The organism is Acidimicrobiales bacterium, assembly GCA_036491125.1.
Classification (GTDB): Bacteria; Actinomycetota; Acidimicrobiia; order Acidimicrobiales; family AC-9; genus AC-9.
On the sequence record DASXCO010000007.1, the window covers coordinates 1 to 10,082 of the forward strand.

The following is a 10,082-nucleotide window of genomic DNA, read 5'->3' on the forward strand; positions in this document are numbered from 1 at the left end:
CGAGTCTACGCTGACGGGCGCATGGCTGACTGGGCCACCATCACGTCTGCGGGTACGGCCGCCGGGACGCTGGTCCTCGCCTTGGCCACCTTCTCGTCGGTTCGCTCGGCCAACAGGGCGGCGCGAGTCGCCGAGCGCTCGCTCCAGGTCGGACTACGACCGCTCCTTCTGCCGTCGCGGTTCGAGGACCCCGTGGTCAAGGTCAACTTCCTCGACGAGCACCTGATGCACGCCCGTGGCGGTATGGGCGCGGTGGACGAGGCCGAAGGCAACTTCTACATGGTCATGAGCGTGCGCAACGCGGGATCCGGCCTGGCCATCCTCCACGGCTGGTTCCTGCCCCAGGAACCGGAGGGCAATCGGGCCGAGTGGGCGACGACGATGACCCCGCCCGAGCCCGAGCAGTTCCGCCGACTGAACCGGGACATCTACGTGGCGGGCAACGACGTCGGGTTCTGGCAGGGCGCCCTTCGCGACTCGCAGGACCCCTGCTACCCGGCCGTCCGCAAAGCCGTGGAGGACCGCACTGCGCTCCTGGTCGACCTGCTCTACGGCGACCAGGACGGTGGGCAGCGGACGATCAGCCGCTTCCGGCTCTCGGTTCGAGGGGAGGGCCCGGAGCGGCTCGCCACCGTTGCCCGCCACTGGTTTCTCGATCGCGCGGACCCCCGGTAGCGGCGGCCAGCCCTCCCGGCCACTCCCGGCCGGGCTGCGCCAGCTCGTTCTCCAGAAAGGCGGCGACGTCGCTCTCGCCCGCGGCCCGGATCCCGACGATCGGCGTCACGGCGACGATGCCCCGGCCTACCAACGCGGTGTCGGTATCCGGATCCAACTCGACCTCGGTGTCCCGCAGCTCGATCTGGAGCTTCCCGCCGCCGGCATCGGTGATGGCACTGCGAACAGTGCCGAAAGACGCCAGGTGAGCGAGGCTGACCCCGGTGAGATCCGACATGGGCACGTTCGGCACGTTGAGGTTGATCACCGTCGTCGGCGGCGCGCCGATCAGCCATCTCGTCGCCAGCACCGCCACCCGGGCGGCGGTGTCCCAGTGGATCTCGTCACCCGCACCCGTGCTCACCGCCAGGCCGGAGATACCGAAGTTGGCCGCCGTGAGCGCCGCGCCGACGGTGCCGGAGTGCAGGGTCGACCGCCCCGTGTTGTGTCCGGGATTGATGCCCGAGACCACGAGCTCGGGCGGAGTCCCGAAACCGCCCAGGCGGGCCAGCAGGACGATCAGGGCTGGCGGTCCGTCGACCCCCAGGGCCTCCAGCCCTTCCGCACCAGGCAGGGAGACGGACTCGTAGGAGATCCCTTGGCTCTGGGCGACCGGGCCGATGGCCGAGCTGCTGCCGCTGCAGTCCTCGAGCGGCGCCGCCACCAGGAGGTCGTGTCCGTCCCCCTCCATGGCGGCGGCGAGCGCCGCCAGACCGGGACTGCCGACCCCGTCGTCGTTCGTGACCAGTACACGCATGTCGACGGCGAGCTGACGCCGGCTACGCCTGGTCGTCCAGCTCGTCGACCTCGGGGATGCCGAGATCCCAATCGAGGAGGAGGTTTTCCCGCTCGGCGTCTCGAACCACCCGCTCCCGGTTGCGGCGGAACTGTGGGTCGTGGGGAGGCAGCAGCACCAATCGGGCCAGCGTTCGCTGCCGGAACTCCTCGATCAGGGCACGATCGCCGAAATCGGACTGCACCTCCCAGTGGGGGGCAACCGGACCCAGGTAGACCACCCGAACGTGCCCCCGGGGAGGCTGCGGTGCCTCCAGATCCTCGGGCAGCTGCGACATGATCTCCTCCTCGTATTGGCCCTGGTGGCCGTCCCCTCTAGGTTAGTGGGGCGCCATCCCGGGACTCGTCGGCGACGTACACCATCCCAGGAACCAATCGGCCCCTCGTAGCGTTGATGAGGAAACGGAGGTGACATGGACAACGAATGGATGACAGAGGGCAAGTGCCAGGACATGCCCCCTTCGGTCTTCTTCCCCAACGATGGTGTCGGGGTGGAGATCGCACGCCGCATCTGCGTTGACTGCCCGGTCAAGGCTCCGTGTCTGGAGTATGCGCTGCTCAACCGCATCGACCACGGCGTCTGGGGCGGTGCCTCAGAACGTGAGCGCAGGCGGATCGCACGCCGGAGGAGGCTCGAGACGGTCACTGACTCCCGCTGAGGGTGTCGACGACCTCTCGAGACAGCGACCTGAGGTGTCCGAGCAGGCTCAGCTGGTGAGGCTGGGGGATCGACCTGGCGGCGGCCACCACATCGGCAGTGGGCCCGTCTCCGATGGCCGTGAGGACGGTGGGGCCCCCCTGCCAGGTGACCACTTCGCCGCCCGCCCACTGGTAGCTCCGCCTCGACCCCGAGAGGCGACCCGGTTGCTCGAAAATCGATAGTCCGTGCACGCCGTCGCTGTAGACGACTCGTAGGCCTCCGGAGACGGACCCGACCTGCACCCGCTTGTATCCACCGGCCAGCTGTGACGGCGCCGAGTACTCCTCGGAGAGCCGAGGGGGGGCCGGCGTGCTGGTGGACCGGGCCGCTGCCGTGACCGGAGCGCCCGGCGCGTGGGTCAGCCGCAGGGTCAGATCGTCGAACTCCATCGACCGCACCACCGAGCCGTCACTGTCGAGCTCAACCCGGGCGAGGACCAGCCCCGTGGCTTGGTCCACCGTGAGGATCTCTCTGGACCCGGCGCCCGACCAGATCTGCATCTCGGTCGTGGGCCGGCCGGCGACGATCGGCCCGCTGGCCTCGGTCGTGTGGTACTTGCCCGCGAGCGAGGGGAGCGGTCCCACGGTGGCGGGCCACTCCACCACCTGGGATCGGCCCGGTCCGCCCATGCGAATGACGCCGCCGGCACCCTGGACCGGAAGCTGCGCCCGGTGGACACCTGACCGGTCGACCCACGTGAACTGGACGAGGCCGTCGAAGTCGAGTCCTTCGAGGCGCCCGTCGGGGGTCACCGCGGCGCTCCCGCCCGTGCGGGGGGAGACGACAGAGCCCGTCGATGACGTCGGGCCCGCGGCGACGCCGGCGGCGGCAGCCGCCACCGCAAGGGTAGGTATGGCGACGAAGACGCCGGCCAGGAGGAGGACGACCCTCACGACCCGCCGACGGGTCAACTCAGGGACTCGTGGTGGTCGGGACGTCGACGGGGGCCATCTGACTGATGGGGTCGGGACTCGGGGTCGACGTGGCGTGAATGCGCTCGAAGCGGTTGACGGGCGGAGTGATGCTCTGACGAGGCGGGCTCATGGCGAACGCGGTCGCCGCGGTCACGCCCGCGATCACCGACGCGGCGGCAAGGAGCAGCGTGAGCCGCCGGTGGCGTCGCAGCAATCCGGGGACGAAGCTCTCGGGTGGCTTGGGCGTGTCCAGACCCCGCAACAGCTGGCGCGTTCGCTCGATGGCGGCGAGCTCTCGCGAGCAGGTCTCGCAGCCCTGCAGATGGCGGCGGGCGGCGGCCATCTCGTCCGCCGTTAGCTCGCCGTCGAGCAGCGAGCTGAGCCGATCGCCAAGGTGGCCCGCCGCGGGCTCGCCCGCGGGGCGCTGCCAGCGGGAATCTTCGCCGGTCGGCGTGTCGCTGCTCACGACATGGCCTCCCGCAGCAGGGCCCGGCCGCGATGGATCCGGCTGCGCACGGTACCCACCGGGATGTCCAGCGCCTCGCTGATCTGCTGGTAGGACAGCCCGACGACGTCGCAGAGGACCACTGCCACGCGAAACTCCTCGGGCACCCGTAGGAGCGCCTGCTCGACGTCGGACGGCAGGGCCTCGGCCATCATCGCCTCGTCGGCCGCCGGCGCCGTGCCGAAGGAACCCTCAGGCTCGTCTCCGAGCGATGCCACCGGGCGCCGTCGGCGGCGCCTCACATCGTCGAGAAAGGCGTTGGTGACGATGCGGCTCAACCATCCCTCCATCGAGCCCGGTCGGTAGGTGCGCAACCCTTTTCGGACCCGCAAGAGGGTCTCTTGGACGAGGTCCTGGGCGTCATCCGGGTCTCCGGTCAGGCGGTAGGCGATCGTGTACAGAAACCGGCCGTAGGTGCGCGCCACCCCCTCCCAGTCAGGGACGGGCTCGGTCTCTGCCTCAGGTACTGGAACGCCGCGAGCGGGCCCACGGGTTCCCGGGGGCGAGCCTGGTTCTGAACACGGGGAACCTCGGTCACCGCCGCCACCTGCTCTGATGCCCTCACGGTAGTGTCCCTCGACGGGACGGTGCTGGAGTGGGTCCACTGCTGGAGTGCGTGGTCAACCTGAGCGAGGGGCGTCGAGACGACGTGATCGCCCGTCTCGCCGCCACCGCGGGTCCGAGCCTGCTCGACGTGCACAGCGATCGACACCATCACCGGTCGGTGCTCACCCTTGGCGGACCCGACGTCGAGGACGCAGCGCGGGCGGTCGCCGTCCGCGCCGTCGACGAGCTGGACATCACTGACCACCGCGGTGTCCACCCTCGGCTGGGAGTCGTCGACGTCGTCCCCTTCGTCCCGCTCGGCGGAACGACCGATCTGACCGAAGCGGTCCGGGCCCGCCATCGCTTCGCGGTGTGGGCGGGGCAGGAGCTGGCCCTCCCGTGCTTCGTCTTCGGCCCCGAGCGCACCCTCCCCGAGGTGCGCCGTCGGGCGTTCCGCGGGCTTTCGCCGGACACCGGCCCTGCGACACCCCACCCGACGGCGGGAGCCACCGCCGTGGGCGCCCGGGCTCCGCTGGTCGCCTACAACCTGTGGCTCGCACGGCCGGCCCGGGATGGCGGCCCCACGACTCAGCCGCAGCTGTCACTCGCTCGAGCGCTGGCCGCCGAGCTGCGCGGGCCCGCTGTCCGCGCTCTCGGTCTCGAGGTCGGCGAACGCGCCCAGGTCTCCTTCAACCTCATCGATCCTCTGCGCGCCGGGCCGGCCGCCGTGTTCGATGCCGTCGCCCGCCGGGCCGAGATCGACCGGGCCGAGCTCGTCGGCCTGGTGCCCGCCGCCGTGCTCGCCCAGACGCCGGCCCGACGCTGGAGCGAGCTGGACCTCGATCCGTCGCGGACGGTCGAAGCTCGCCTCGAAGCAGCCGGCCGCCCCTGAACGGCGGCGGCCGCCGCTGGTTCAGGCCGAGGACCTCGACAGCGCTGCCGCCTGCCGCTGGCTCAATGCACGCGCCCGCCGCACCCGTCGCCGCTCCCGCTCGCTCATGCCCCCCCAGATGCCGAACTTCTCACCGTTGGCCAGCGCGTACTCGAGACAGTCCTCGCGTACCACGCAGCCTCGACAGACCTCCTTCGCCTCTCGCGTCGAGCCGCCCCGCTCCGGGAAGAACAGATCCGGATCGACGCCCATGCAGTTGGCTTGTGCCTGCCACCCACCCTTTTCGTCATCGAGCAGCTGCAACAAACTCTCCATCGGCACACCTCCCCTCGTCGGCATGTCGCACCGATGTAATTACATTCGTGTCATCATGCTCCTCCGGGCGCGCCTGTGCAAGGGGGCAGCGGGGGGATACGCGGGTGAGGGCGATCTTGTGGCGTTCAGGCGGTGCGGCCGGGCCCCGGCCTGGGCGCTAGCGCGCCGGCGGCTGAGCTCTCGGGGCCGGCCTCCCGGGCCGGCCGCGCATGGCCCGCTTCTGCTCGATGAAGTCGACGAGCACGTAGTCGCCGAGGGTCTCAGGCGTCGTGAAGAAGGCCCGCCCCTGATTGAGGCGGGTGAGCTTCTCGACGAAGGTCTTGAGGTATCCCGTCGCATCGAGCATGAACGTATTGATCCTGATGCCATCCCGAGTGCATCGAGCGACTTCGGTGAGCGTGGCGTCGACCGTCTCGCGCACGGGCGGATAGCTGAAGAAGACCTCGCCGTCGGTCATCAGATGGGCCGTCGGCTCGCCGTCGGTGATCATGATGATCTGCTTGGTCCCCGTCTGACGACCGAGCATCCGCCGGCTCAACAGCAGGGCGTGCTGCATGTTCGTCCCGTAGACGAAGTCCCAGGAGACTTCGGGAAGCTGTTGGGGCTTGAGCTCCCGGGCGACCTCGCTGAAGCCGACCAGTCCCAGATAGTCGCGTGGGAACTGGGTGGAGATGAGCGAGTGCAGGGCCATGGCCACCTTCTTGGCGGCGAGAAAGTTGTCGCGCATCGGCATGGACAGCGACAGGTCGACCATGAGGACCGTGGACGAACGCGTGAGGTTCTCCGTGCGCTCGACCTCGAAGTCGTCGGGCGTCAGGCTGACCGGTGTCCCGCCGCCCTCGCGCCGGACGGCGTTGCGCACCGTGCGCTCGATGTTGAGGTTGAAGGGATCGCCGAACTCGTAGGGCTTGGTCTCGTAGGCCAGCTCCTGGCCGATGCCCGACCGGTCCATCTGGTGCCGCCCCAGACGGTCCTTGGCCAACTTCGAGAACAGGTCGGACAGGGCGTTCTGGCCGATTCGCCGCATACCCCGCGGCGTCAGCTCGTAGCGGCCCTCGCGCTGCTCGATCAGGCCCGCCTCCTCCAGCATCTTGGCCAGCTGGCTGAGGCGATCGAGTGAACGGGCGGCGTCGTCTCCGAGAAGGTCCCGGGCCCGGTCGACATCCACGTCGGCCAGCGCTCCGGGGCTCGACGCCGACCGAAGGAGGTTCTCCAGCTGGTCGATGTCTCCGAGGCGGTCCATCAGCTGCGCCCCCTCGGCGAACCCGAGCGGATCGGAGCCGCTGAACGAGTAGCTCCGTTCCCAGCCGGCGTCGGGAAAGGCGCCTTGGAGGTTGTGGGCCAGGCGGTCGACCTGCCACCGCAGATCGAGGTCCTCGAGCAGCTGCTCGGAGAGCCCCTGGAGCTGCGACCGCTGCTCGGGGGTCATCGAGTTGAGCATGGCCTGCACGGCGGCCATCTGTTCGGCCATCTGCTCCAGCAGCTCGTCCAGGTTCTGGGGGTTGCCGGGGAAGAAGTCGCCGAAGCGCTGCATGAACTGCTCGAAACTGGGGTCGATCGGCTCTCCCTGGTCTCGCTGCTCCAGCATGCGGTTCAGGGCATCGAACATGTCCTTCATGCGCTGCATCTGCTCGGGGGTGGTGCTCTGCATGGCCCCCGACATCTGGTTGAAGTAGCTCTGCATCAGCTGCTGGCGGAGCTTGTCCATGAGCTGGTCGAAACGCTCCCTCGCCTCCGACGAGGTGAACTCGTACTCCTGGAGCGACCGGACCTGCCCGGCCAGGTCGGGGGGCATGAGGTCGAGCTGGAGGCGGCGCTCGTCGGCCACCTGGTCGGTGATCTCCTGTCGCCGCTCGTCGCCCGAGGCCCGCGCCTCTTCCCGCAGCTCCTCGATGCCGGCGCGCTCGGTGTCCATCACGTCGCGGAGCTCCTGGGCGATGTCGTCGTAGACACCGCCGAGGTCGTAGCGCTCCAGCTCGTCCCGGCGGCGCCGCCTGAGTCGCTCCAGCAGCTCGCGGGCCCCCGCCACCCGCTCCTGGTTGCGGTCACGGAACCCCGACTGCAGCATGCGGCGCAGGGCGGCGTTGAGATCGCCGTGGTACAGCAGGTCGTCGGTGATCTCGGAGAGGACGTCGTCGGCGTCGAGCTCGAACCCGACCTGGCTCCCGTCCCAGCGCCCGTACCGGTAGCCCCAGGGCACGCGGTCAGCCCCGTCCCCGATAGGTGGCCCGCCCGCCGACCGCGTCCTTGTTGAGCCGCTTGGAGAGATGGAGACCCTCGAGCACGAACTCCATGGCGCTGGCCACGGCGGCAGGTGTCTCACTCCCCGCCAGCGCCATGACCGGGGCCTTCAGCCCCGGCATGTGGGCGAGCGTGTCGACATAGGTGGCCGAGCTCACGTCGTCGCCCGTGTGGACCACGGTGCCGTCCTCGAAAGCCTGGACGACATCCCGGTACTGCTCCATCGGGCAGCGCTGCTTGAAGGTGGACAGCACGGCCGCTTTGACCAGGCGCTCGACGACCTGGTCGTCGCGTCCCTCCTCCAGCGTCTCGATCTCGACCTTTCCTCCGGTCGACGAGGCGAGGGCCTCGAGATCGCTGACGCGAGGCACCACGTCCGGCTCGCCGGAGCGGAGTGAGCGCCGGGCGGCGTTGGCGACCAGGGTCTCGTAGTTGGTAATGCTCAAGCGGACCGACACGCCCGAGCGCTGGTTGACGCTGCTGCTGCCGCGGGCCAGCTGGCTGAGGCCGGCCACGATGTCGGCCATGAAGTCCGGGACCTGGATCCTGAGCCCGTCGCTCGCCAGCGGACGGGCCTCCTGGTTCACGACCTCCAGCTCGGTCGGCAGGTCCAGCGGGTAGTGGGTGCGGATCTGGGCGCCGAAGCGGTCCTTCAGGGGGGTGATGATCCGGCCCCGGTTTGTGTAGTCCTCCGGGTTCGCCGAGGCGACCAGCATCACGTCCAGCGGGAGCCGGATCTTGTAGCCCCTGATCTGCACGTCCCGCTCCTCCAGGACGTTGAGCAGACCCACCTGGATTCGCTCGGCCAGGTCCGGGAGCTCGTTGATGGCGAAGATGCCCCGGTTGGTCCGAGGGACCAGCCCGTAGTGCAGCGTGAGCTCGTCCGAGAGGTACCGGCCCTCGGCGACCCGGATCGGGTCCACCTCGCCGATCAGATCGGCGATCGAGGTGTCAGGCGTCGCCAGCTTCTCGCCGAAGCGGACGTGGCGGTGGACCCAGTCGATGGGCGTGTCGTCGCCCCGCTCGGCGACCAGGTCGCGGGCGTGCCGCGACACGGGGTGGTAGGGGTCGTCGTTGATCTCGGAGCCGGCGACGACCGGCAGCCACTCGTCGAGCAACTCGACGAGCGAGCGGATCATCCTGGTCTTGGCTTGGCCCCGCTCGCCCAGGAAGATCACGTCGTGGCCGGCGAGCATGGCGTTCTCGAGCTGGGGCAGCACCGTGTCGTCGAAGCCGACGACGCCCTCGACGAGCGGTAGGCCAGCGGCGATGCGGGCCATGGCGTTGCGCCTGACCTCCTGCTTCACGGGCACGGACACCCAACCGGACTCGCGCAGCTGGCCGAGGGTTGCGGGGCGGGAGCTCATGGGGATAAGCCTAGGCCCGCCCGGGAGGCGGGCCTACGCGGAGAGCCCGCCCGGGGCCCGGTTCGGCGCGTGTCCCCAGGCCCGGCTCGGACAGGCCGAGGCGGCGGGGGGCACCGATTTTTTTCTGCGGGTGTCACGGTGCGAAGATCGGGCGGAAACTCGACGGTTACGCCCCGCCCAGCGTGGCGGCGCGACAGCCGGCCCAGTCGTCCCTCCGTGGACGCGCCGCCGGTCAGAGCCCATAGGGAGACTGCGTGAGCACGGTGCAGGAGACGACCGCGACACCGGTCGTCATCGACGGCGTCCGCGGCGGCCCACCAGTCAGGACACTCCGGCGTGACCGTTGGTGGATCGCCCCCGTCCTCACCGTGTTGGGGCTGAGCGGGTTCGCCGCCATCAGCACGTGGGCTGCCTTCCGCGGCAACAACTACTACGTCGGTCCCCACATGGGTCGCGACTACCTGTCGCCGTTCTACTCACCGTGCATCGCCCAGATCTGCCAGTACAAGAGCGACGCCATCGTCGGGCCCTGGTGGTCCTGGTCGCCGGCCATCCTCGTCCTGGCCTTCCCCTTGGGCTTCCGCGTCACCTGCTACTACTACCGGCGGGCCTACTACCGCTCGTTCTGGTGGGCTCCCCCCGCCTGCGCGGTCGCCGACGCCCGACCCCGCTACACGGGCGAGACCCGCCTCCCGCTCATCCTGCAGAACATCCACCGCTACTTCTTCTACTTCGCCATCATCTTCGCCGGCGTCCTCACCTGGGACGCCATCGCCGCATTCCGGTTTCCTGGCGGCATCGGAGTAGCCCTCGGCACGCTCATACTCGTCGTCAACGCCGTGTTGATCTGGGGGTACACGCTCGGGTGCCACGCGTGCCGGCACCTGTGCGGCGGCAACCTCAACTCGTTCAGCAAGGCACCGATACGGCACTGGCTGTGGCGCCACGTGAGCATCCTCACCGGGAAGCACATGGTGTGGGCCTGGGCCAGCCTGATCTGGATCGCCCTCGCAGACCTCTACATCTGGTTGGTGGCCATCGGCGCCTTCCACGACCCGAGATTCATCTGATGGCCGAGTACGAGACCCACGAG

The 10,082-nt window shown here is 69.5% G+C and carries 12 protein-coding genes; 4 read left to right on the forward strand and 8 right to left on the reverse strand.

Annotated features, from left to right (window positions below; translation table 11 throughout):
* Positions 1 to 675 (forward strand): hypothetical protein (locus tag VGF64_00455; protein ID HEY1633198.1); only part of this gene is annotated, 675 nt, incomplete at its 5' end.
* Here VGF64_00455 and VGF64_00460 read toward each other — a convergent pair.
* A complete protein-coding gene (locus VGF64_00460; protein HEY1633199.1) occupies positions 581 to 1,471 on the reverse strand; it encodes a 5'/3'-nucleotidase SurE in 891 nt (296 codons plus the stop codon). The two genes, VGF64_00455 and VGF64_00460, sit on opposite strands and share 95 nt — an antisense overlap.
* A 22-nt stretch (positions 1,472 to 1,493) precedes the next feature.
* The gene (locus tag VGF64_00465) at positions 1,494 to 1,787 is read right to left on the reverse strand and encodes a hypothetical protein (protein HEY1633200.1); all 294 of its coding nucleotides are present in this window, start codon (positions 1,785 to 1,787) and stop codon (positions 1,494 to 1,496) included.
* Positions 1,788 to 1,922: 135 nt separating this feature from the next.
* On the opposite strand from VGF64_00465, the gene VGF64_00470 reads away from it, so the two are divergent.
* Complete coding sequence (locus VGF64_00470; GenBank protein HEY1633201.1) at positions 1,923 to 2,168, forward strand: WhiB family transcriptional regulator; 246 nt, start codon at positions 1,923 to 1,925, stop codon at positions 2,166 to 2,168.
* Here VGF64_00470 and VGF64_00475 read toward each other — a convergent pair.
* From VGF64_00475 to VGF64_00485, 3 genes are read right to left on the reverse strand one after another with little or no spacing between them, the layout of a single operon-like run.
* Positions 2,152 to 3,102, reverse strand: a complete 951-nt coding sequence (locus VGF64_00475) for a hypothetical protein (protein ID HEY1633202.1) — start codon at positions 3,100 to 3,102, stop codon at positions 2,152 to 2,154. The genes VGF64_00470 and VGF64_00475 overlap by 17 nt on opposite strands.
* Before the next feature lie 19 nt (positions 3,103 to 3,121).
* Entirely contained in the window at positions 3,122 to 3,589 is a 468-nt protein-coding gene (locus VGF64_00480) for a zf-HC2 domain-containing protein (protein HEY1633203.1), read from the reverse strand.
* Positions 3,586 to 4,053 (reverse strand): sigma-70 family RNA polymerase sigma factor, encoded by a 468-nt coding sequence (locus VGF64_00485; protein ID HEY1633204.1) that lies wholly within the window; start codon positions 4,051 to 4,053, stop codon positions 3,586 to 3,588. The genes VGF64_00480 and VGF64_00485 overlap by 4 nt, the downstream gene beginning before the upstream one ends.
* A 170-nt stretch (positions 4,054 to 4,223) precedes the next feature.
* Here VGF64_00485 and VGF64_00490 point away from each other — a divergent pair, with 170 nt between their 5' ends.
* Positions 4,224 to 5,066: a hypothetical protein gene (locus tag VGF64_00490; protein HEY1633205.1), complete on the forward strand. Its 843-nt coding sequence runs from the start codon at positions 4,224 to 4,226 to the stop codon at positions 5,064 to 5,066.
* Positions 5,067 to 5,087: 21 nt separating this feature from the next.
* On the opposite strand, the gene VGF64_00495 is transcribed toward VGF64_00490, so the two are convergent.
* From VGF64_00495 to VGF64_00505, 3 genes are all read right to left on the reverse strand, one after another.
* On the reverse strand, positions 5,088 to 5,381 hold the full coding sequence (locus VGF64_00495; protein HEY1633206.1) for a WhiB family transcriptional regulator: 294 nt from the start codon (positions 5,379 to 5,381) through the stop codon (positions 5,088 to 5,090).
* A 157-nt stretch (positions 5,382 to 5,538) separates the two neighbouring features.
* Entirely contained in the window at positions 5,539 to 7,581 is a 2,043-nt protein-coding gene (locus VGF64_00500) for a hypothetical protein (protein ID HEY1633207.1), read from the reverse strand.
* A 4-nt stretch (positions 7,582 to 7,585) separates the two neighbouring features.
* Positions 7,586 to 8,989, reverse strand: a complete 1,404-nt coding sequence (locus VGF64_00505; GenBank protein HEY1633208.1) for a sigma 54-interacting transcriptional regulator — start codon at positions 8,987 to 8,989, stop codon at positions 7,586 to 7,588.
* Positions 8,990 to 9,243: 254 nt separating this feature from the next.
* Here VGF64_00505 and VGF64_00510 point away from each other — a divergent pair, with 254 nt between their 5' ends.
* The gene (locus VGF64_00510) at positions 9,244 to 10,059 is read left to right on the forward strand and encodes a hypothetical protein (protein HEY1633209.1); all 816 of its coding nucleotides are present in this window, start codon (positions 9,244 to 9,246) and stop codon (positions 10,057 to 10,059) included.
* Positions 10,060 to 10,082 lie beyond the last annotated feature (23 nt).

Excerpts from the sequence above, each read along its gene's own strand:
- VGF64_00460 (HEY1633199.1), bottom strand. The coding sequence starts at position 1,471 with ATGCGTGTACTGGTCACGAACGACGACGGGGTCGGCAGTCCCGGTCTG.
- VGF64_00465 (HEY1633200.1), bottom strand. The coding sequence starts at position 1,787 with ATGTCGCAGCTGCCCGAGGATCTGGAGGCACCGCAGCCTCCCCGGGGG.
- VGF64_00470 (HEY1633201.1), top strand. The coding sequence starts at position 1,923 with ATGGACAACGAATGGATGACAGAGGGCAAGTGCCAGGACATGCCCCCT.
- VGF64_00495 (HEY1633206.1), bottom strand. The coding sequence starts at position 5,381 with ATGGAGAGTTTGTTGCAGCTGCTCGATGACGAAAAGGGTGGGTGGCAG.
- VGF64_00505 (HEY1633208.1), bottom strand. The coding sequence starts at position 8,989 with ATGAGCTCCCGCCCCGCAACCCTCGGCCAGCTGCGCGAGTCCGGTTGG.